The sequence below is a fragment of the Amycolatopsis nivea genome (genome assembly GCF_004522235.1).
Taxonomy (GTDB): domain Bacteria; phylum Actinomycetota; class Actinomycetes; order Mycobacteriales; family Pseudonocardiaceae; genus Amycolatopsis; species Amycolatopsis nivea.
In genome coordinates this window covers 51,989-73,168 of the sequence record NZ_SDLT01000033.1, presented here as the reverse complement: position 1 = coordinate 73,168, position 21,180 = coordinate 51,989, and the positions used below count along the sequence as shown (strand labels likewise).

Below are 21,180 nucleotides of genomic sequence, written 5' to 3'. Positions count from 1 at the left end.
GCAGAGATTTGGGAAAATAAGTTGCCCCGGTTGCGCTGGGGCGCATAACCTGCGTAGGCACCCGGGCGAGAGCCCGGTCTGGGGAAGAACACACGACGGCTGCCGCTTCGAGCGGCGCAGTCCGAGAGAGAAAGGCGGTGCCGGTGAAATGATCAGCAATCTGATGCAGACGAACCCTGGCACCGGTCTGTCTCTCTGCATGACCGTTGACGCCCCGCGCCAGGGCACCGGTGTGTCCACGTTCGCGCACATCGACGGAACGCGTCGTCACATCGACGGATTGCGTCGCATCGAGCGCAACGGGGCCCCGGTCGGCATCACTCTCGCGAGCGCCGCCGTTGTTGCCGCGTACCCGCAGGTTGATGTCGATCTGCCGACCATCAAGCAGTTCCGTGTTCCGTTGTCGATACGGGAGCGAAGTTCCTGACCTGACGTCAGGACTCAAGGCTCACGAAGGCCGCGGAACCGGTAACCGGATCCGCGGCCTTCGTGTTTTTTTGGCTGCACAACAAGAAGGAACAAGTTGTCCAGTTCGATCGCCCACCGCCACACCACCACCGCATCGCAAAGGAGCACGGAAATGTCATCCGCCATCGCCCTCGCCGAGGGCCCCTTAGCCGAAGGGTTCGACATCGGCGACCTGCTCGAAGGGGTCGCCGAGCCGGAACTCCCCTGCCGCTCGCGCGACGCGGACCTCTGGTTCGCCGAATCGCCCGCGGAACTCGAGCGGGCCAAGGCGTTCTGCGCCGCCTGCCCGGTCCGCGAGGCCTGCCTCGCGGGTGCACTCGCCCGGCGTGAGCCGTGGGGTGTCTGGGGAGGAGAGATCTTCGAGCGCGGCGCGGTGATCGCACGCAAGCGGCCCCGTGGCCGTCCGCGCAAGAACGCCGCCCTCGAACCCGCCGCAGCAGCACGGAGCGCAGCCGCATGACCGTCGACCTCATCACCACGCGCGATTTCGAGGCCCGCACCGGAAAACCGGTCCGCGTTCAGCCGAAACCCAAGCAGAACAAGTCTCAGGAGACCACGAAGATGTTGCTTCACGAAGAACTGTCCCGAGCGCGAATACGCGACCTGATAACCGAACATGAAGCCCAACGCCCGTGGCGCCAAGCGCGAGCCGCGCGCCGCTGGTCGCGGGTAGCCCGCTGGGCGGCCAGCCGCGCGGAGCGCTACCAACCACCCAATTAATACGGACGGCCTGGTCAGGCAAGCCCGGGTTTCGGCCCGGCTCCTTGCCTGACCGGCCGCTTCGTGCCGGAGCCCTGTCTTGTCCGGGAGCGGTGCCCGCCGCCAGGATTGCCTCCAGTCCTGGCCTGCGGGTGCCGCTCGCCCGGATGCGGATTCCGGCGCAGGTTCTTGTCGCCTGATCACCCAGCAGTTGGGTGATCAGGCGACCTGTCACGTGCGACCGGTTCCGCCGCGATCTCTTCGCTGAAACGAGCCTGGAAGGTCCGTCGGGGGACAGTCCAGGCTCGTTCTCGCGCGCGGACCGGTGTTCAATGACCCCGTGTCCGGACATACGCACGACCACATCGACTGGGCTGACCGGCTGGTTCTCCTCCGCGCAGCCGACACTCTCGACGCTCCCGCCCACGCCGTCATCGCCGCGCGTCTGGTGGCGAAACTCCCCGCCAACCCGACGGTGATCGACCTGGGCTGCGGAGCCGGTGGGATGAGCACCCACTTCGCCCGAGCCCTGGCCACCCAAGGCGGCGGCACGATCATCCTGGTCGACGCGACACCCGAATTGCTCCACGAGGCCGAGCGCGCCGTACGCGCCGCCGCTGACGTCGCGCAGGCCCACCGCAGGGATGGCTCAACGCAGACGCGCAACGGCCGAGTGCCTGACGGCGGCGCTGAGCCCTCGAACGGCCATCTCGCAGCAGCCGAGGACACCGCCACGACAGTCGAAGGCGGCGCATCGACAGCCGAGGGCACCGCGCAAGCAGTCGAGGTTCGTGCGGTAGTTGCCGACCTCGCCGACGGTGCCCTGCCCGATTTGCTGCCTGCCGCGGATCTCGTATGGGCATCGCGCGTCGTGCATCATCTTCCGGACCAGCAGGCCGCGATTGGCACGCTTACCGCGGTCGCGCGGGCTGGCGGCGTGGTCGCACTGGCTGAGGGTGGGCTGTCTTTTTCTTGCCTCCCTTGGGATCTAGGGCTCGGACGGCCCGGTCTGGAGGACCGGTTGCAGGCCGCGCAGGCGGAATGGTTCGTCGGAATGCGCGAGGGCATCGACGGTGCCGTGCCGATGCCCTACGGCTGGCCGCTCGCGCTCGAACACGCCGGACTCGCTGACGTCAGCTCGTTCAGCGCGCTCGTGGACCACCCTGCACCTGGCCCGGACGGTCTCGCCGACTATGTGCACCACCACCTTTCCCGTCTCGCAACGCACGGTGCCGACTATCTCTCCGAGGAAGACCGCGCGACGCTGGCGTCCCTGCTCGATCCGGACAGCGCCCACTACCTCGGCCATCGCCGCGACCTCTACCTGCTCGGCGCCCGCACCGTGCACCACGGACGCCGACCGTGACCGCGCCTGACCCCACGTGCTCGCGGTGCGGCCGGGCACGCTCCGCCGAAACCGATCCGCTCGCGACCTTGGCCTGGGTGAGCACCAAGGAAAACGGGCAACAGCGCTGGCTCTGTCCGGACTGCGCGCGCAACCACGTCCGGGACATCGAAGGCAAGCTGCCCGACGAGTACTGGTGACTGGACCGCGTGCGCGATTCGGTCTGGGAGGCGGATCGCTTGACGAGCGTTCGTGCCAGAGTCGCGTGTAACCATGTTCGGGGCGCTGAGGCGAGGCATCCTGCCGAGTGCCGGTAATCGGCGTACGTGTTCGGGCGTCAGGTTCGGGTCATGCGGCATTTCCTGTCTTGTAGACGGCGCGCACTTTGGGGCGGGGCGTGCGCGCTGCGTGGCGGTAGGCGTTGAGGAGTTCTGTGCTCATCTCCTCTGGGGATTCTCGGAGTTGGCGTGGGGTGCACCGAAACAGCACGGTGCCGGTCGCGGCTAAAGCCAGGTGGCTGAAGTCTTCTGGGCCCGCGGCGGTGCGGTAGCGCCAGGCCAAGCCGATCTCGTCCCACCAAGCGTCTGCGGTGCCGAGGCGGCGGCCGCGGCGGTCGCAGACTGCGACGTTCCATTGCGGGGTGGGCAGCGGGGTTCGTTGAAGGACCCGGAGTGCTTGCCCGTGCGCGAAGGTTTCTTGGTCGTCGAGGTTGCGCAGGACATTGCGTACGGCGGCTGAACCGCGCTGGTTTCCGGTGTTCAATTCGGTCGTCAGCTCGGCGCGGTCGGCCAAGCCCCAATACAGCGGCAGCGACACCAGCCTCGCGATCTCGTCCGGATCGTTCTCCCGCCGGGCCAGGTCGAGGGCGGCGCGGGCGGCGCTTGCGTAGGGGAGGCCGTCGATCTGGATTGCTTTGGGCATTCGTGCGGTGCGGTAGGTGATGACGCTCGGTTCGTTGGCCGGCCTTCGGTTGTGTGGCACCAAAAGGTGGATTTCCGGAGTCCGCGGATGGCTGATTCCGTGTGCGCACAACGCATCCGTGCCCGTGATGATGGTTCCGCGTCCGTACCGGGCGACGGCTGCGTGCAGGAGTTCCTCGCGGCTCGGAGGTTTGTCGTGCACGAGATATACGCCGGAATACACCTGTCGCCACGGCCCGCCCGGGCCGGAGAGTTGGGCGGCTCTTCGGTCGGAAATTCCGGCGACCCGCAGGTGCCGTCTGTGGAGTACGCCGTGGGAAACCAGATCACCAAAAGCGAGGGAGTCAGTGCTTGTTGTAGTCGTCATACATCGAGAATGACGCCTTGATCAACTCCGCGAAACCACCCTGCGCAATCTGTGGACAACTCGGTGTTGTCGACCAGCCTTGTGGATAACTCAGGCGGCGAACCCTGGCTGCCACCGTTCCACGATGCCGCGAGCGGGGATCTCGGCGTCGAGCTGGCAGAGGATGCCCGTCGAGCCCGCGGTGACCCGGTGGATCATCAGGTACTCCGGCGGCAGGTTCAGCGAGCGGCCGACGTGGAAGTCGTTGCCGCGCGAGTCGCCGACGCGGCCCGCCTGTCGCTGCATCCAGCGGCGCGTGAAGTGGAACGTCGGCTCGGCCAGCGGCTCGGTGAACGGCGCGAGATAGGCCAGGACCTCGTCCGCTTCCAGCGACGAATCCGCCCGCACGAACCGGTTCTCTCGCAGCAGCCGCATCAGTTCGTCGGAGTGGCCGTCCAGGGCGAGCCGCGTGATTTCGCCCAGGTGGCGCGGGATTCCGTGCGGCAGTTTCGCGACGCCGCCGAAGTCGATCACGCACAGCCTGCCGTCGCTGGTGAGCATGAAGTTGCCGGGATGCGGGTCGGAATGCAGCAGATGTGCCCGCGCCGGCGACGAGTAGTGGAACTCCGCGAGCAGTCGCCCGGCCAGGTTGCGGGTGGCCGGGTCGCCGTCCGAGATGATCTTGGCCAGCGGCGTGCCGGTGGCCCACTCGCTGACCACGACCTTCGGCGCGCTCGCCACGACGCGCGGGATCAGGAATTCGGGGTCGCCCTCGAACGCCTTCGCGAACGCGCGCTGGTTGTCGGCCTCGGCGAGGTAGTCGAGTTCCTCGTCCATCCGCTCGGCCAGCTCCGTGAGCAGCGGTTTCACGTCGGTGCCCGGGATGAAAGCCTGGAACAGCCTGCTGAAGCGCTGCAGCTGACGCAGGTCGCTGCGCAGCGCCTCGTCCGCGCCCGGGTATTGGACCTTGACCGCGACCTCGCGACCGTCGTGCCAGGTCGCGCGGTGCACTTGGCCGATGCTCGCCGCGGCGGCGGGCTCGTCGTCGAAGTGCGAGAAGCGGCCGACCCACGACCGGCCCAGCTGCTCGGCGAGCACGCGGTGGGTCTGCCTGGCTGGCATCGGCGGAGCGGCCGACTGCAGCTTCGTGAGCGCTTCCCGGTACGGCTGCGCCATGTCGTCCGGCACCGCGGCCTCGAACACGCTCAGCGCCTGCCCGAACTTCATCGCGCCGCCCTTGAGCGTGCCCAGCACCTCGAACAGCTGCTCAGCGGCCTTGGCCGAGAGCGTCGCGCTCACCTGCTCAGCGCTCTGCCCCGCCAGCCGCTTGCCCCAGCCGCCCACCGCTCGTCCGGCGATGCCGAGCGGAAGGCTCGCCAGCTTCGCGGTACGGGCAGCGCCGCGGCGCGGCATGGCGGAATCGCGGTCTCCGGCGCGGTCGCGAAAGTCGGTCACTCTGCGATTCTGCCTTGGCAAGCACGACGCTCGCAGCCCGCTGACGGCACCCAGGTGTGTCCTACGTCTCTTGCAGCACCTCCTCGGAAGCCTCCTCCGCCGCTTCGAGAGCGTCCTCGACGGGAACTGGCGCACCGCAGCCGCAGTCCGGGTGCGGTTCCCAGATCCGGCGGTGGAGTTTTCCGTCGAAGTTGTCGATCTCGAGCGTGGCGTTCCAGGCTGGCGGCGGGGTTTCGCTCGGCGACAGCAGCCGCATCGCTTGGGCGACGGCGAGTGAGGCGCACGCCTGCACAGCACCGAGGTCAGCCCTGGGTATCCGGCCTACCAGCTGCGTCGCGATCCTCGGCCACGACAGATCCGCGTCGGTCCGGTGCAGGTCACAGCAGCGGAGGCAGGCACTGCGGCCGGGCACCACGAGCGGTCCGACGATGCCCGTGCCCTCGCACACCCGGACCGGCAGGTGCGTGGTGCCCGAATCGACCAGCTCGGCCACCTCCTCCGGCGGCGGGACGAGGGTGTCGGTGAGCAGCACGAGGTCGGGGAGGCGGCGCTGGTTGCGAGCGGTGGTGACGTCGGGCGCGACCCGGGCGACGACGTTCCGTATCGCGCGTTGCCTGGGTTGGCCCAGCTCAGCGGGGGTGAACCCGGAACCGAGATCGGCTTCGGAGACCGTGCCGGACGCACGGATGTCGAGGTGCCCGACTCCGGACGTCGCGAGCAGCGCGGCGACTGCCACGGCGATCCGTCCGCTGCCGTGGACCGCGATGAGGCTCTGCCAGCGACGATCCGTAAGAGCTGGCTGGTAGTGCCGGGCACGCAGCGACCACAAGCCGGTCTCGACCCGTTTCGCCTCCTTCTTCGCCGCCTCGGTGACCAACCCGAGCGCGGACAGCTGTTTCAGCAGCAGATGGAACTGGTCCCGGTGTTCGCCTACAGCGAGCAGGACGTCCTCGAGCCCACGCCGTCCGTCGAGCCTGCGGACGCTGTCGACGATCGCCGGGGGCAGGCCGTTGGCGATGATGCCGTGGCGGCGGTCGAGGCCGAACTGGATCTCGTTGTCGTCGCGTTCGAGCACGTGGAGGCCCGGAAGCAACGTCGGGTACGCCGGGAGGAGCACGTCCGGCGGCGGAACACTGGACAGGGTCATGAGGTCAGCTTGGCAGCTCCGGAACGCCACTCGTGGGTGAGAAGCTGAGTTGTCCACAGGGAAATCTAGTTGTGGACAAGTCAGGGCTGTGACCTTTCGGCGCTCCAAGTTGTCGGTGCTGAGCCTTACCGTTGTCGAGTGGTCGAAGCACGGATGTCCTCCCTGAGAGGCAGGGGCGAGAAGGCCCCGTCGGACACTTCTCAACACAAGGTCGAGGTGCGGCGCAGCCAGCGCAGGCACCGGACGGTCACCGCGTACTGGAATGACGACACCCTGGTCGTCCTCATCCCGGCACGGATGACGCGCGAAGAAGAGAAACACTGGGTCGCGGAGATGGAGCGCAGGCTGCTGCGCCCGGGAGGACGGAAGACGGCGCCGCCCAAGACGTCGGACGCGGCGTTGCTGGCGCGCTGCGCGGTGCTCGGGGCGAAGTACCTGGACGGGAAGGCGTTGCCGGCGAGCGTCCGGTGGGTGCCGCCGATGCGCACGAGGTGGGCGTCGTGCACGCCGGTGGACGCCACCATCCGGGTCAGCGAACGGCTCCAGAAGGTGCCGCAATGGGTGCTGGACTACGTGCTGGTCCACGAGCTGGCGCACCTGCGGGAGCCGGGGCACGACCCGGCGTTCTGGGCGCTGGTCAACCGGTATCCGAAGACGGAACGGGCGATGGGGTATCTGGAGGGGCTTTCGGCGGCGGCTGGGTGGGGGATTTCGGAGGAGGACTGAGTCGGTGGCTGGCGCGGCTGGGCTCGGAGGAGCGGTGGCTGGGCTGCGTGCTGGAGGAGGGGTTCGGAGGGATTGGTGCGTGGTCGATGGCGTCGGCGGAGGGCCTGCAGCCAGGTGCGGGGGAGTGAGGGGCAGGAGGGCGGTTGGGTGAGTAGCTCGTGGCCGCTGGGACTGGCTTGATCGACGGTGGCGGCTGCGTGAGGAGATGGTTCGGCGGAGGAGGCGATGAGAGGGCGGCGGAACGGGCGACGAGATGAGTCGGCGGGACCGGTGACGAAAGGCGGGGCCGGTACCGAGGCGGGGCGCGGGACGGGTGACGAGCCGGGTCGACGAAACCGGTGGCGCGCCCGCTGCGGCGGGGTCGGTGGCCAGGCGGTGCGGCGGGACCTGCGGCGGAAGCGTCGCGGAGTTCTTCGTGTGGCGGCGTGCCGGGGCTCGTGATCACGCGGTGGGGCGGAACCCGTGGTGAGAGGCGGAGGTCGCGGCAAGAGCGGAGCGCTGGCGGGACAAACGCAGCGCGGACCGTCTCAACTGAGTGAGACGGTCCGCGCTTAACGGCAGTGTGGCCGGGGCGTAAGGCGACCCCAGACGGGAATCCTCAGGAAGGCGAGTTCCCCTCGTCCTTCTTGTCTTCGTCCTTCGGAGTCTCGCCGCCCTTGTCAGCGGCGTCGGAGGAACCAGAGTCCTTGGCCTCTCCAGCCTCACGGGCCTCCCGCTCGGCCTTCTCCGTGCGTTCCAGTTCCGCGATCGGGTCCAGGTCGGCGGCGAGAGACGGCGGTTCGGACATCCGGTCGGCGAAGTCCAGGGGCTCGTCCAGGTCGTCGGCGGTCGGCATGAGGTCGGGGTGCGACCAGAGGCCGTCGCGCTTTTCGAGGCCGTGGCGGTCTCCCACGAGCTTCCACAGGGACGACGCGGCGCGCATCCGGCGTGGGCGCAGTTCGAGGCCCACCAAGGTGGCGAAGGTCTGCTCGGCCGGGCCGCCGGTCGCGCGGCGGCGGCGCAGCGTTTCGCGCAGGGCCTCGGCTCCCGGGAGACGGTCGCCGATGGCCTCGGCCACCACTACGTCCACCCAGCCTTCCACCAGGGCCAGCAGGGTTTCCAGGCGCTTCAGGGCCGCCTGCTGCTCCGGTGTGGTTTGCGGTTCCAGCAGGCCGGACGACATCGCTTCCTCGATGCTCGCCGGGTTCGCCGGGTCGATGCTTCCGGCCAGCGACTCGAGTGCGGAGGTGTCGACAGTGATCCCGCGGGCGAACTCCTCGACCGTCGCCAGCAGGCGCTGCCGCAGCCACGGGACGTGCGCGAACAGGCGCTGGTGCGCGGCCTCGCGCGCGGCCAGGAACACCAGTACCTCGCTGGCGGGCAGCTCAAGGCCTTCAGTGAACTTCTCGATGTTCGCCGGCAGCAACGCCGACGTGGTGGCCTCGCCGAGCGGCAAGCCGACCTCGGTGGAGGTGAGCACTTCCTGCGCGAGCTGCGCCAGCGCGTTGCCGAGCTGGGAGCCGAAGGCCATTCCGCCCATCTGGCCCATCATCGACAGCAGCGGGCCCGCCGCCTGCTTGGCTTCCTCGGGCAGCGCCTGCATCCACGCGCCGGACACCTGCTGCGCCACCGGATCGCACAGTCGCTGCCAGGTCGGCAGCGTCTTCTCGACCCAGGTGCGCGCGGACCACGAGACGGTCGACGTCGCGCCCGCGGGGAGGATCGTCGCCGCGTCGAGCCACAGTTCCGCCAGGTGCGCGGCGTCGCGCACGGCAGTGGCGGAGTCGCCGCCTTCGGACGAGAAGCCGATCTTGGCGTCGTCCCGCCCGCTCAGGTTCTGGAGTGCGATCTGCTTCGCCAGGTCGTAGTTGACCGGCCCGCTCGACGAGCCCGCCTGGCTCAGCATCTGGCCCAGCTGGCTCAGCATCTGCCCGAGCTGGTTGAACGCCTCGGCTCCGCCGGGCTGGCCCGGGTTCGAGGGGTCGTTGTCGCCTCGCTTGTCGGGATCGGGCGGTCCGAAGCCGAACGGGGGATTGCTCATAGCTCCACCGTACGCGGGTGCGACCCGGCTCAGCGCGTCAACCGTGGCCTTCACCGGGAAGCGAACACAGTCACCGTACGCTGTCGCTCGTGACAAAACCGGACGAGGACACCGCGAACCAGTCCCGCCGCGCCGAGCCGTCGCGCGCGCCGGGCCGCAGCGACCGGCGGATGACCCGCCGCGGATGGACGATGCTGGTCAGCGGCGTGCTGTTCCTGGTGTTCGTCGTGGCCGGGTTCCTGGTCCAGGTGCCGTATGTCGCGATCAGCCCCGGGCCCACCTACGACACCCTCGGCCGCGACGCCGCGGGCAACCCGGTGATCCAGGTCAAGGGGCAGCAGACCTACGGCACCAGCGGCGAACTGCGGATGACCACCGTCTCGCTCAACGACGGCATCAACCTCTTCACCGCGCTCGGCCTCTGGGCCAGCGGCCGCTACGCGCTCGCGCCGCGCGAGGAGTACTACAAGCCGGGCGAAACGAACGAGCAGGTCAAGCAGGAGAACATCCAGCAGCTGCAGAACTCGCAAAGCAACGCCCAGGTCGCCGCGCTGCGCCACCTCGGCTACCCGGTGCAGGTCGTCGCGAAGCAGATCGTGTCCGGCAGCCCGGCCGACCACATCCTCGCCCCCGGCGACAAGCTCGTCGCGGTCAACGGCAAGCAGGTGCGCGAGGCCGGCGAGGTCGCCGCCTCGATCGTCAACACCAAGCCGGGCGACACCGTCCAGGTCACCTTCCAGCACCTCGGCCAGCCGGAACGCACCGTGCCGGTCACGCTCGCCCACCGCGACGACCGTACCCAGGGCTTCCTCGGCCTGACCGCCGTCGACCGCGCGGTCGCGCCGTTCTCCGTCGACATCTCGCTGCAGGACGTCGGCGGCCCGTCGGCCGGGCTGATGTTCACCCTCGCGATCATCGACCGGCTCACCCCGCCCGGGAAACCGGGCAGCGACCTCGCGGGCGGCAGGCACATCGCGGGCACCGGCGAGATCAGCGAGACCGGCCAGGTCGGTCCGATCGGCGGCATCTCGTTCAAGGTCGTCGGCGCGAAGGAAGCGGGCGCGACCGACTTCCTCGTCCCCGAGCACAACTGCGCCGAGGCCAAATCGGCCGCGCCGGAAGGGCTCAACCTCATCAAGGTGTCCAACCTCGACGACGCGCTCAAGCAGCTGGAGAACCTGAAGGCCGGTCGCCCGACCGTGCACTGCTGACCCAGCGACACGAAAAGGGCCCGTTGAAACCATCAACGGGCCCTTTGTCGTCAGGAAGGATCAGGGCTGCAGGGTCGTCTTGAGCGCTTCGACCAGGTTCGGCGCGAGGTCCGGGCTTTCCACCAGTTCGTCGACCGCGTTCTCGTCCTCGTTGCCCGGCTGGATGCCGCGCAGCCGCATCACGCAAGCCGCCTCGCCTTCTCTCAGGACGGCGGCCACCAGACGGGCCTCGGTGCGGCGCGGGTGGTCCGCGGCGGCGCGGCGGAGGCTTTCGGCGTCCGCCTCGGCGATGCCTTCGAGTTCCGCCTCCACGTCCGGCGGCAGCACGATGATCTCTTGCGCCAGCGCGCAGCCGACCACGATCTCCGGCCACGCGATCCGGCCGAGCGATTCGGCGAGATCGCCGTCCGGCAGCGCCTCCTGGGCCACCGGCGTCAGCGGGTTCGCCCGGTCGAGCTGACCGGCCAGTTCGGGCTGTTCGTCCAGCAGTGCCGCGGTCGGCACCAGCGCGAACAACTGCGGCGGCTGGTTCCAGCCGGCGGCGGCGACGAACTCTTCGACTTCCCGGGCCAGCCCGGCGACAGGGTGGGCGGCAGACGGCTCACTCGGTGGCATGGCGACCATCGTGTCAGGCGTCCCCGCGACGCGCCGCGCGTGCCCGGTTTGGGCGGTCCCGGGAACTCGCGGCACCATCCGTAGAGTTAGAGGTCACGGGGGACACCGCTGTCCCCGGAGAACGTGTTCACGAAGACAGGAGCATTGCCGTGGCGACTCGGCCCCCGGTGAGCCTGAAGCTGTCCCGGCGCAGCCGGATCCTTCTCATCATCGCCGCGGTGATCGTGCTGGCCCTGCTGGCCGGCGTCCGGTTGCTCGACACTTACGTGGACTGGCTGTGGTTCGGCGAACTGCAGGCGCGGTCGGTGTTCACCACACAGGTGGTCACCCGCATCGTGCTCTTCCTCGCGGTGGGGCTGCTGGTCGGCGGGGCGCTGGCGGTCAGCCTGCTCATCGCCTACCGCACGCGCCCGGTGTTCGTGCCGGTGTCCGGCCGCGACGATCCGCTGTCGCGCTACCGCTCGGTGATCGTCAGCCGGATCCGGCTGTTCGGCATCGGCATCCCGGTGCTCACCGGCGTCATCTCGGGAGCCTCGGCGAGCGGGGACTGGCAGACGATCCAGCTGTTCCTCAACGGCACCTCGTTCGGGCAGAAAGATCCCGAGTTCGGCATCGACCTCGGCTTCTACGCCTTCTCGCTGCCGTTCGTGAACTGGCTGCTCGGCTGGCTGTTCGTCACCGTCGTCGTCTCGTTCTTCGGCGCGCTGATCGCGCACTACATCTTCGGCGGCATCCGGCTCGCCGGCCGCGGCGGCCAGCTGGCCGGGCCGACGCGTGCGCAGCTCGCCATCACCGTCGGGCTTTTCGTGCTGCTGAAGGCGGTCGAGTACTTCTTCGACCGGTACAACCTGCTGCTGTCCGACCGGAACATGCCGCTGTTCAACGGCGCCACCTACACCGACCTCAACGCGGTGCTCCCGGCGAAGCTGATCCTGCTGTGCATTTCGGTGATCTGCGCGATCGCCTTCTTCGCGGGCGCGTTCCTGCGGAATCTGCAGCTGCCGGCGATTTCGCTGGTGCTGCTGATCCTGTCCGGCGTGCTGGTCGGCGTCGCCTGGCCGGCGATTCTCGACCAGTTCTCGGTCAAGCCGAACGCGAACGAGAAGGAAGCGACGTCGATCCAGCGCAACATGGACGCGACGCGCGCGGCGTACGGCCTCACCAACGTGAAATACGAGCAGTACCCGGGCAAGACCGAAACCACGGCGGACGCGGTGAAAGCCGACACCGGCACGGTGTCCAACATCCGGCTGCTCGACCCGAACATCCTCAGCGACACCTTCACCCAGCGCGTCGGCCGCGAGAACTTCTACGGCTTCCCGTCCAAGCTGGACATCGACCGGTACACCATCGGCGGCACCACGCAGGACTACATCGTGGCCGCCAAGGAAATGAAGACCGACGGGCTCACCGGGAACCAGAACAACTGGATCAACAAGCACATGGTCTACACGCACGGCAACGGCTTCGTGGCCGCGCCGGCGAACACGATCGACCGTGCGGTGAAGGATTCGAACTCCGACGGCGGCTACCCGATCGCCACCACGAGCGACACGAGCAACCCCACCGGCGCGGGCTCGGTCAACGGCCAGCCGGGCATCAAGGTCGACCAGCCGCGGATCTACTACGGCGAGCTCACCAACCAGTCCGACTACGCGATCGTCGGCGGCACGCCGGGCAAGGCCCCCGGCGAGTACGACACCGACGCCCAGCGCGGCTACCTCTACCAGGGCAAGGGCGGCGTCTCGCTCGACAACTGGTTCAACCGGCTGATGTTCGCCGCCGAATACCGCGAACCGAAGATCCTCTTCTCCGACGCCATCGGCGACGGCTCGAAGATCATGTACAACCGCGAACCGCGCGACCGCGTCGCGAAGGTGGCCCCGTGGCTCACCCTCGACGGCGACCCGTACCCCGCGGTGGTCAACGGCCGCATCCAGTGGATCGTCGACGGTTACACCACGCTCGACAACTACCCGTACGCCCAGCAGACGCAACTCGGCGAAGCGACCAACGACTCGCTCAACGGCGTCACCAAACAGGCGAACAACTCGATCAACTACATCCGCAACTCGGTGAAGGCGACCGTCGACGCGTTCGACGGCACCGTCAACCTGTACTCGATCGACGACAACGAACCCGTCCTCAAGGCGTGGGAGAAGGTCTTCCCCGGCACGGTCAAGCCCAGCTCGGAGATCTCGCCGGAACTGCGCTCGCACTTCCGCTACCCCGAGGACCTGTTCAAGATCCAGCGCGAACTGCTCGCCCGCTACCACGTCGACAGCCCGCAGGAGTTCTACGCGCAGCAGGCGTTCTGGAGCGTCCCGCAGGACCCGACCGAGGACGGCAGCTCCACCACGGCCGGCGCGAACGTCGCCAACCAGCCCGGGTACTACGTCCTCGCCAACGCGGCGGGCGAAGGCAGGCCGACGTTCCAGCTGACCAGTGCGCTCACCGGTCTGCAACGGCAATACCTTTCCGCCTGGATGTCCATCTCGTCCGATCCGGAGGACTACGGCACCATCCGCGTGCTGCGACTACCCCCGGCCAGCGGTGCCAACCAGGTAGACGGGCCCGTCCAGGTGCAAAACCGGTTCCAGAGCGACCCCCGCGTCGCCCAAGACCGGACATTGCTGAACAACCCCAACGTCATTCCCATTTACGGCAACCTGATCACGCTGCCGGTCGCGGACGGATTCCTGTACGTCGAACCCGTCTACATCCGCCAGCGAAACCAGCTGAGCTACCCGCAGCTGGCGCGCGTGCTCGTCTCCTACGGAGCCAAGATCGGCTTCGCGTCCACCCTCAACGAGGCACTCGACCAAGTCTTCGGCAAGGGCACCGGCGCGGCAGCCACCACGCCGAAGGAAGGCGACCCCGGCACCACGACGACCCCGCCGACGTCCAGCACGGCCGCGCCGCCGCCCAGCACCGGCGGCAGCAACCCGGCCATGGACAAGGCAGTCGCCGACATCCAAGCCGCGCTCGCCAAGCTCAAGGCAGCACAGCAATCCGGCAACTTCGCCGACCAAGGCGCGGCGCTCGCCGCGCTCGACGCGGCGACCAAGGAGTACAACTCCGCCAAACCCACCACGCCGCCGCCGTCCAACGGGCCGACCTCCCAGCCCGGCGGGTGACCTCGGTTACGTAATAGGCACCTGCTTTGCGCCCGCTCGAAACCAGGGCGTAAGGTAGGTCCTACGACGCGGGGTGGAGCAGCTCGGTAGCTCGCTGGGCTCATAACCCAGAGGTCGCAGGTTCAAATCCTGTCCCCGCTACAGAGACAAGAGACCCGTCCTCGCAGAAAGCGCGAGGGCGGGTCTCTTTCGTTATTGCCCTGGGGGTCGAACCCCCAGACCCCCGCCAGGGGGCGTGCCCCCTGGACCCCCGTGTTGGGTTGCGTTGGGCGGGTGGCTTGCGGTTGGGGTGTGGTGCTCCGAGGGGCCTGCGAAAAGGCAACGATTGCCGTCGGAAGCACCATGACTTCCTCGTTGTGTGTTGGCCGTGTGGAATATTCCAATGCTCCCAACGGTTTTTGACTCTTTACACCGGACGCGAGTAGAGGTCTAAACCTGTCGAGTTCTGGGGGTGGCTGGCTTGAGGGTCTGGGTTTTGGTCTTTGGGTGAGGTTGATCTGGCAGGGCGGGGCGGGGTGGGGTGTTTTTGCTGGTGAGGGGGTTTTGTGGGGGTGGTGTCGGAGGGGTTTTTCGGGGGTGTAGAGTTGTTTTTACAACGACGCGGGGTGGAGCAGCTCGGTAGCTCGCTGGGCTCATAACCCAGAGGTCGCAGGTTCAAATCCTGTCCCCGCTACGTGGAACGAAAGCCGGGGCTCGTGCGGATGCACGGGCCCCGGCTTTTTTGTGCGCCATTTGGCCGTCGCTCGGGTGGTGGTTGCGGCGCGGTGATCGTTTCGGCGGTGGTTGCTCAGAGTGGCAGAGTCTATTGTGGACATACCTGCGGACTGGGCTGTTAGAGGGGTTGCCGCTGGCCACAATGGACTGATTGGTGACCACTGTGGACACAGCGGCGGATAAGTGGGACCGTAGAGGGGTGTCCGAATTGAATGCAACCGCCGCCGCTCTGCTCGGTCTGCTCCACGACGGTCCCGCCACCGGCGGGCAGCTCGTGTCGGGCGCCGACGAGCGCTTCGGCGCCTTCTTCAGTGTCACCCGCAGCCAGGTCTACCGCGAGCTCCCGGCGCTCTCGAAAGAGGGTCTCGTCCGGCTCGGCAAGCAAGGGCCCCGTTCGAGCCAGCAGTACGTGCTCACCGCGGCGGGCAAGAAGGCCTTCAAGACGTGGCTCACGTCCGAGGCCGGACCCGACCACCTGCGCAGCCCGCTCATCCTGCGGCTCGTGCACGCCGGCTCCCTGACGGCCAAGCAGCGCGGCGCCCTGCTCGACAGCGCCCGCACCACCTACCAGGCCCAGCTCGAAGAGGCCAAGAACGCCGCCAAGACCGCCGACGGCCCCTACGCCAAGGCAGTCGCCGAGTTCGCCCAGGCGCAGGCCAAGGCCGCCCTGAAGCTGCTCGACTCGATCCCGCAGGCCTGAGCGCCGCCCCGGCCCCACGACCGGTTCGCGACCGGTCGTGGGTTTTGCCGTAACCTTGTCCGACGTGAGCGATGAGTTCGATGCGGCACTGAAGGACCTGACCGGCAAGCTGACGCAGATCGAGTCGGTGATGGACCTCGAAGCGCTGCGCGCGCAGGTCGCCGAGCTCGAGGAACAGGCGTCCAGCCCGACCCTCTGGGACAACGTCGAGGAAGCCCAGCAGGTCACCAGCCAGCTGTCCCACCGGCAGGCCGAGCTGCGCCGCGTCTCCGAACTGCGGCAGCGCCTCGACGACCTCGGCGTCCTCTACGAGCTCGCCGCCGACGAAGGCGACACCGGCAGCATGACCGAGGCCGAGGGCGACCTCGCCGACCTCGCCAAGGACATCGACGCGCTCGAGGTCCGCACCCTGCTGTCCGGCGAATACGACGCCCGCAACGCCGTCGTCAACATCCGCTCCGAAGCGGGCGGCGTCGACGCGGCGGACTTCGCCGAGATGCTGCTCCGGATGTACTTGCGCTGGGCCGAGCGGCACGGCTACCCCACGGACGTCTTCGACATCTCCTACGCCGAAGAAGCGGGCATCAAGTCCGCCACCTTCAAGGTGAGCGCCCCGTACGTCTACGGCACCCTCTCGGTCGAACAGGGCACCCACCGCCTCGTGCGGATCTCGCCGTTCGACAACCAGAGCCGCCGGCAGACGTCCTTCGCGCACGTCGAGGTCCTGCCCGAGGTCGAGGAAGTCGACCACGTCGACATCCCGGAAAAGGACATCCGCGTCGACGTGTACCGCTCGTCCGGCCCCGGCGGGCAGAGCGTCAACACGACCGACTCCGCGGTCCGCCTCACCCACATCCCGACCGGCATCGTCGTCTCCTGCCAGAACGAGAAATCGCAGCTGCAGAACAAGGCGGCCGCGATGAAGGTCCTCCAGGCGCGCCTGCTGCAGCGCAAAAAGGAGGAGGAACGGGCCGAAATGGACGCGCTCAAGGACGGCGGCTCCAGCTGGGGCAACCAGATGCGCTCCTACGTGCTGCACCCGTACCAGATGGTGAAGGACCTGCGCACCGAATTCGAGGTCGGCAACCCCACCGCGGTCCTCGACGGCGACATCGACGGCTTCCTCGAGGCCGGGATCCGCTGGCGCAAGCAGGCGAACGCGGCCTGATCCGCGTCGCCGCGGCGACCCGCGCCGGGACGAGGCGCGGGTCACCCAAGGCACCGGCAACCCGGGCTTAACGGGGCCCATGGGTAGGATGCCGAACCGTGATCCGGCTCGAAGAGGTTTCCAAGGTCTACAAGACCTCGACCCGTCCCGCCCTCGAACGGGTGTCGGTCGAGATCGACAAGGGTGAGTTCGTCTTCCTCATCGGCCCGTCCGGTTCCGGGAAGTCGACGTTCCTGCGGCTGCTGCTGCGCGAAGAGGTGCCTTCCAAGGGCCGGGTCATGGTGTCGAACTTCGACGTCGCCAAGCTCGCCCGGCGCAGGGTCCCCCGCCTGCGCCAGACCATCGGCTGCGTGTTCCAGGACTTCCGGCTGCTGGCCAACAAAACCGTCGCGGAAAACGTCGCGTTCGCCCTCGAGGTGATCGGGAAACCGCGGCCCACGATCCGCAAGGTCGTGCCCGAGGTGCTCGAACTCGTCGGCCTCGACGGCAAAGCCGACCGGCTGCCCAACGAGCTCTCCGGCGGCGAGCAGCAGCGCGTCGCGATCGCCCGCGCGTTCGTGAACCGGCCGCTCGTGCTGCTCGCCGACGAGCCCACCGGGAACCTCGACCCGGACACCAGCCAGGACATCATGCTGCTGCTGGAGCGGATCAACCGCACCGGCACCACGGTGCTGATGGCCACGCACGACCATTCCATCGTGGACTCGATGCGGCGGCGGGTCGTCGAGCTGCAGCTCGGTCGCGTGATCCGCGACGACGCCCGCGGCGTCTACGGCATCGGCCGCTGACGCACCCCGCCCTTTTCCGCCCCGACCCAAGGAATTACGAGAGCGATGCGTGCCAGTTTCGTCTTCAGCGAGGTCGTCACCGGTTTGCGCCGGAACGTCACGATGACCATCGCGATGATCCTCACCACCGCGGTCTCGCTCGCCATGCTCGGCGGCGGTCTGCTCGCCGTGCGCACGATCGACAAGATGAAGGCGAACTTCCTCGCCGAAGTCGAAGTTTCGGTCACGCTGGTCGACGACGTGAGCGCGAACGACAAGAACTGCACGCAGGCGCTCTGCACCGGGCTCCGCCAGTCGCTGCAGAACAACCCCGGCGTCGAATCGGTCGTGTACGAGAACCGCGACCAGGCCTACGACCGGTTCAAGAAGATCTTCGCGAGCCAGCCCGAACTGCTCGAGCTGACCGGCCCCGAGGCGCTGCCCGCGTCGCTGCAGGTGAAGCTGAAGGACCCGGACCGGTCCGACGCGATCATCAAGCAGTACACCGGCCAGCCCGGCGTCAAGAAGGTCGACGACCAGAAGAAGTTCCTCGACCGCGTGTTCAACGTCTTCAACGGCGTCCGGAACATCGCGTTCGTGATGGCGCTCATCATGGCCGTCGCCGCCTTGCTGCTGATCGCGAACACTATTCAGGTTTCGGCGTTCACGAGGCGGACGGAAGTCGGCATCATGCGCCTGGTGGGCGCGACGCGGTGGTATACCCAGCTGCCGTTCCTCCTGGAGGCGGTGGTCGCCGGCACGGTCGGCGCCGTGCTCGGGGTGGTGTTCCTGCTTCTGACGAAGCTGTCCTTCCTCGACACGGTCTTCACCGGCGAAGTGTTCCCGCAGATCACCACGCTCGAGGTGCTGTTCCCGGTCGCGCCGATCCTGCTCGCGGTGTCGATCGTGATCTCGGCGATCACCGGGTACGTCACGCTGCGCCTGTACGTGCGGCACTAGCGGAAAGAAATCCGCTGCTCGCCGTCGGACACATCACGTAAAGTGGTCGGTATGCCCAAGGAACGTGGACAGAAGGTCATCGCGTCGAACCGCAAGGCTCGGCACGACTACTCCATCCTGGACACCTATGAGGCCGGGATGGTGCTGCAGGGCACCGAGGTGAAGAGCCTGCGCGCAGGCAAAGCCTCCCTTGTGGACGCGTTCGCGACGGTGGACGACGGCGAGGTGTGGCTGCGCAACGTCCACATCCCGGAGTACACCCAGGGCACCTGGACCAACCACATGCCGCGGCGCACGCGGAAGCTGCTGCTGCACCGGCGCGAGATCGAACGGCTCATCGGCAAGACCAAGGAAAGCGGTCTGTCGCTCGTGCCGCTGTCGATGTACTTCAAGGACGGCAAGGTCAAGGTCGAGATCGCGCTGGCCAAGGGCAAGAAGGCCTACGACAAGCGGCAGTCGCTCGCCAAGCGCGACGCGCAGAAGGACATCAGCCGTGCGATGGGGCGGGCGTTGAAGGGCCGGTTCACGGAGTGACGGCGGGTCCGGCCACCGACGCCGACGTCCCGGGCTGGATCGCCGGGCTCGGCCTCGACGGCATCGTGGACCTGCACGTCCACTTCCTGCCGAAGCCCGTGCTGGACAAGGTGTGGGCGTATTTCGACCGTGCCGAGCAGCACTACGGCATGCCGTGGCCGATCCACTACCGCACGCCGGAGGCGGAACGGATCGACACGTTGCGCGCGCTGGGCGTGAAAGCTTTCGCGCCGCTGGTGTACCCGCACAAGCCGGGCATGGCGGAGTGGCTCACGTCGTGGGTGCTGGAGTTCGCCGAGCAGGTGCCGGAAGCGGTGCCCACCGGCACGTTCTACCCGGAGCCGAGCGCGGCGTCCTATGTGGACAATGCGTTGCGCGCCGGAGCCCGGTGTTTCAAGGCGCACGTGCAGGTCGGGGCGTACGACCCGCGGGACGAGCTGCTCGACCCGGTGTGGGGCTCGCTCACCGAAGCGGGCGTGCCGGTCGTGATCCACTGTGGACACGGACCGTTGCGCGGCGATTTCACCGGGCTCGAGGTGTTCGAGGAAGTCCTGCAACGGCATCCTCGGCTCACCGCCGTCCTCGCGCACGCGGCGATGCCGCAGTTCGCCACCGCGTTCGAGCTGCTGGCGCGCTACCCGCGCGTGCACCTCGACACCACCATGGTCGGCGTGCCGTTCGCGGAGGCGATGTCGCCGCTGCCGCCGGACTGGACGGTCCGGTTGGCGGAGGTGGCCGACCGCGTCGTCCTCGGCACCGACTTCCCGAACATCCCGTACTCCTACGCCACCCAGCTGCGGGCGATCGCCGGCTGGGCAGCCGACGATCGCCTTGGCGAGCCGTTCCTGCGGGCGGTGCTGCACGCCACGCCCGCGAAGCTCCTCAGCGTTTGACCGCCACGAGAGCCCGGCTGCGCGTCATCGACACCTGACGTCCGGCCAGTGCGTATCCGGCCGCGACCAGCGCCACCCAGGGCAGCGGACCGGTCAGCAGGTTGTCGTTGAGCGGGGCGAACCCGTGCGCGGCCAGTCCCAGTAGACCGCCGGAGGCGAGCAGGCCCGCCAGCACCAGCTGCGGTGTCCGAGCGGTCACGACCAGGCCGTCCGGCTGCGTTTCGAAGCGCTCGAACAGGCGCAGCAGACCCAGCAGCACCGCTCCGCACACGGCGATCCAGGCGGGCGCCATCAGGAACCACATCGACGAACCCGGGGTCGGCGTCGAGTAGCCGAGGCCGAGGACGGTCACGCCGGAAACCACGACCAGCGCAGGCATGTGCCAGAGGTAGACCGACATGAACCGCGGGCTGAGCCAGCTGAGCGCCGCGGTGACGCGGGGGAGCGAGACGAGCTTCTCGCGGAACGCCAGCAGGAACCCGATCTGGCCGAGCGCGAGGAACAGCAGCAGGACGGTGGGCGGGCTCATGTTGGACACCGGCGCGCCCGGCATGCCGATCATGCTCGCCGGGTAAGGACCGAACGCGACCAGCAGCGCCGTCACCCCGAAACCGGCGACGGAAACGGCCAGCGCGGCACGGCGGCTGAGCGAGCCGAGGCGGCCTTCGACGTAGTGGAAGCCGAGTTGGTGCACGGCGACCCAGACGATGACGGCGTTGGCGTATCCGATCATCCCGAGGTCGGAGAACCGTGCCACGTCAACGAGAACGCCCAGTCCGGCCAGCACCGCCGGAACCGCGAGACCCCAGCGGCGGTGCGCGGCGACCATCAGCGGCGTGAGCAGCACGGTGAGCAGGTAGACCGAGAGGAACCAGAGCAACTGCGCGGCGATCGCGCTGGCCACCTGGACCGGTTGCGGCGGAACTCCCATGCCGCGCAACAGATCCGGCACGACGAGCCACACCGCCATCAGCGGCAGCACCGGAATGAGCAGCCGGCGAACGCGTCCGGCGAACCAGGCGCGGGTGGATTCCGCACGGCGCAACGAGATCAGGTTCGCCGCGCCGCCTGCGAAGAAGACGAGGGGCATGACCTGCGAGGCCCAGGTGATGATCCACCAGCCAGGCGTCGCGAGGGCGTTTCCGGTGGCGAGAGTGTTGCCGGAGAAGGAAAGCACCGGCATCGTCCAGTGCTGCGCGACCACCGCGAGGATCGCTCCGGCGCGTACCACGTCGAGAAATTTGTCCCGGGTCGCCCTGGTGCCGCGGGTCTGCAGCTGGCTCGTCGTCATGCTGAAGAGCCTGTCGGTTTCCGGGCTCCGAGACAGCGGTGCAGACCACCGAAAACGGGGTTGG

20 protein-coding genes and 2 tRNA genes are annotated in these 21,180 nt (G+C 68.2%); 16 read left to right on the top strand and 6 right to left on the bottom strand.

Going from position 1 to position 21,180, the window contains the following annotated elements:
- The first annotated feature begins 148 nt into the window (after nucleotides 1-148).
- From EIZ44_RS31740 to EIZ44_RS31720, 5 genes are all read left to right on the top strand, one after another.
- Nucleotides 149-427 (top strand): hypothetical protein, encoded by a 279-nt coding sequence (locus EIZ44_RS31740; RefSeq protein WP_134732811.1) that lies wholly within the window; start codon nucleotides 149-151, stop codon nucleotides 425-427.
- Between the two features lie 153 nt (nucleotides 428-580).
- Nucleotides 581-928, top strand: a complete 348-nt coding sequence (locus EIZ44_RS31735; protein ID WP_037818282.1) for a WhiB family transcriptional regulator — start codon at nucleotides 581-583, stop codon at nucleotides 926-928.
- Entirely contained in the window at nucleotides 925-1,188 is a 264-nt protein-coding gene (locus EIZ44_RS31730) for a hypothetical protein (RefSeq protein ID WP_037818283.1), read from the top strand. The genes EIZ44_RS31735 and EIZ44_RS31730 overlap by 4 nt, the downstream gene beginning before the upstream one ends.
- 319 nt (nucleotides 1,189-1,507) lie before the next feature.
- Nucleotides 1,508-2,533 carry a methyltransferase domain-containing protein gene (locus tag EIZ44_RS31725; protein WP_134732810.1) on the top strand — a complete coding sequence of 342 codons (1,026 nt, stop codon included), beginning with the start codon at nucleotides 1,508-1,510 and terminating at the stop codon, nucleotides 2,531-2,533.
- A complete protein-coding gene (locus EIZ44_RS31720) occupies nucleotides 2,530-2,712 on the top strand; it encodes a hypothetical protein (RefSeq protein WP_134669703.1) in 183 nt (60 codons plus the stop codon). The genes EIZ44_RS31725 and EIZ44_RS31720 overlap by 4 nt, the downstream gene beginning before the upstream one ends.
- A gap of 148 nt (nucleotides 2,713-2,860) precedes the next feature.
- On the opposite strand, the gene EIZ44_RS31715 is transcribed toward EIZ44_RS31720, so the two are convergent.
- From EIZ44_RS31715 to EIZ44_RS31705, 3 genes are all read right to left on the bottom strand, one after another.
- The gene (locus EIZ44_RS31715) at nucleotides 2,861-3,496 is read right to left on the bottom strand and encodes a hypothetical protein (RefSeq protein ID WP_240691469.1); all 636 of its coding nucleotides are present in this window, start codon (nucleotides 3,494-3,496) and stop codon (nucleotides 2,861-2,863) included.
- Between the two features lie 393 nt (nucleotides 3,497-3,889).
- On the bottom strand, nucleotides 3,890-5,233 hold the full coding sequence (locus tag EIZ44_RS31710; protein ID WP_134732809.1) for an ABC1 kinase family protein: 1,344 nt from the start codon (nucleotides 5,231-5,233) through the stop codon (nucleotides 3,890-3,892).
- A 61-nt stretch (nucleotides 5,234-5,294) separates the two neighbouring features.
- Nucleotides 5,295-6,380 carry a ThiF family adenylyltransferase gene (locus tag EIZ44_RS31705; protein WP_167754336.1) on the bottom strand — a complete coding sequence of 362 codons (1,086 nt, stop codon included), beginning with the start codon at nucleotides 6,378-6,380 and terminating at the stop codon, nucleotides 5,295-5,297.
- Between the two features lie 216 nt (nucleotides 6,381-6,596).
- Here EIZ44_RS31705 and EIZ44_RS31700 point away from each other — a divergent pair, with 216 nt between their 5' ends.
- Complete coding sequence (locus EIZ44_RS31700) at nucleotides 6,597-7,106, top strand: M48 metallopeptidase family protein (protein ID WP_037818287.1); 510 nt, start codon at nucleotides 6,597-6,599, stop codon at nucleotides 7,104-7,106.
- A 598-nt stretch (nucleotides 7,107-7,704) separates the two neighbouring features.
- Here the strand turns inward: EIZ44_RS31700 and EIZ44_RS31695 are convergent.
- Nucleotides 7,705-9,126, bottom strand: coding sequence for a zinc-dependent metalloprotease (locus tag EIZ44_RS31695; protein WP_167754335.1), 1,422 nt, complete (start codon nucleotides 9,124-9,126; stop codon nucleotides 7,705-7,707).
- 191 nt (nucleotides 9,127-9,317) lie between these two features.
- Between EIZ44_RS31695 and EIZ44_RS31690 the strand changes: the two genes are divergently transcribed.
- A complete protein-coding gene (locus EIZ44_RS31690) occupies nucleotides 9,318-10,337 on the top strand; it encodes a YlbL family protein (protein ID WP_134669767.1) in 1,020 nt (339 codons plus the stop codon).
- Between the two features lie 60 nt (nucleotides 10,338-10,397).
- Here the strand turns inward: EIZ44_RS31690 and EIZ44_RS31685 are convergent, their stop codons facing one another.
- Nucleotides 10,398-10,952: a PPA1309 family protein gene (locus EIZ44_RS31685; RefSeq protein WP_134669693.1), complete on the bottom strand. Its 555-nt coding sequence runs from the start codon at nucleotides 10,950-10,952 to the stop codon at nucleotides 10,398-10,400.
- A gap of 167 nt (nucleotides 10,953-11,119) precedes the next feature.
- Between EIZ44_RS31685 and EIZ44_RS31680 the strand changes: the two genes are divergently transcribed.
- The 9 genes from EIZ44_RS31680 (at nucleotide 11,120) to EIZ44_RS31640 (ending at nucleotide 19,825) form a co-directional block, all read left to right on the top strand.
- Nucleotides 11,120-14,089: a UPF0182 family protein gene (locus EIZ44_RS31680; protein ID WP_205670304.1), complete on the top strand. Its 2,970-nt coding sequence runs from the start codon at nucleotides 11,120-11,122 to the stop codon at nucleotides 14,087-14,089.
- Between the two features lie 67 nt (nucleotides 14,090-14,156).
- Nucleotides 14,157-14,230 (top strand) — tRNA-Met (locus tag EIZ44_RS31675).
- A 458-nt stretch (nucleotides 14,231-14,688) separates the two neighbouring features.
- A tRNA-Met gene (locus EIZ44_RS31670) sits at nucleotides 14,689-14,762 on the top strand.
- A gap of 240 nt (nucleotides 14,763-15,002) precedes the next feature.
- On the top strand, nucleotides 15,003-15,503 hold the full coding sequence (locus tag EIZ44_RS31665; protein ID WP_043832318.1) for a PadR family transcriptional regulator: 501 nt from the start codon (nucleotides 15,003-15,005) through the stop codon (nucleotides 15,501-15,503).
- 64 nt (nucleotides 15,504-15,567) lie between these two features.
- Nucleotides 15,568-16,671 (top strand): peptide chain release factor 2, encoded by a 1,104-nt coding sequence (gene prfB, locus EIZ44_RS31660; RefSeq protein ID WP_037818293.1) that lies wholly within the window; start codon nucleotides 15,568-15,570, stop codon nucleotides 16,669-16,671.
- Between the two features lie 98 nt (nucleotides 16,672-16,769).
- Nucleotides 16,770-17,459 (top strand): cell division ATP-binding protein FtsE, encoded by a 690-nt coding sequence (ftsE, locus tag EIZ44_RS31655; RefSeq protein ID WP_009073292.1) that lies wholly within the window; start codon nucleotides 16,770-16,772, stop codon nucleotides 17,457-17,459.
- 45 nt (nucleotides 17,460-17,504) lie between these two features.
- The gene (gene ftsX / locus EIZ44_RS31650; protein ID WP_037818294.1) at nucleotides 17,505-18,398 is read left to right on the top strand and encodes a permease-like cell division protein FtsX; all 894 of its coding nucleotides are present in this window, start codon (nucleotides 17,505-17,507) and stop codon (nucleotides 18,396-18,398) included.
- A 51-nt stretch (nucleotides 18,399-18,449) separates the two neighbouring features.
- The gene (gene smpB / locus EIZ44_RS31645) at nucleotides 18,450-18,932 is read left to right on the top strand and encodes an SsrA-binding protein SmpB (protein WP_037818295.1); all 483 of its coding nucleotides are present in this window, start codon (nucleotides 18,450-18,452) and stop codon (nucleotides 18,930-18,932) included.
- Complete coding sequence (locus tag EIZ44_RS31640) at nucleotides 18,929-19,825, top strand: amidohydrolase family protein (protein ID WP_134732806.1); 897 nt, start codon at nucleotides 18,929-18,931, stop codon at nucleotides 19,823-19,825. The genes smpB and EIZ44_RS31640 overlap by 4 nt, the downstream gene beginning before the upstream one ends.
- Here EIZ44_RS31640 and EIZ44_RS31635 read toward each other — a convergent pair.
- Nucleotides 19,815-21,116 carry an acyltransferase family protein gene (locus tag EIZ44_RS31635; protein ID WP_134732805.1) on the bottom strand — a complete coding sequence of 434 codons (1,302 nt, stop codon included), beginning with the start codon at nucleotides 21,114-21,116 and terminating at the stop codon, nucleotides 19,815-19,817. The genes EIZ44_RS31640 and EIZ44_RS31635 overlap by 11 nt on opposite strands.
- Nucleotides 21,117-21,180 lie beyond the last annotated feature (64 nt).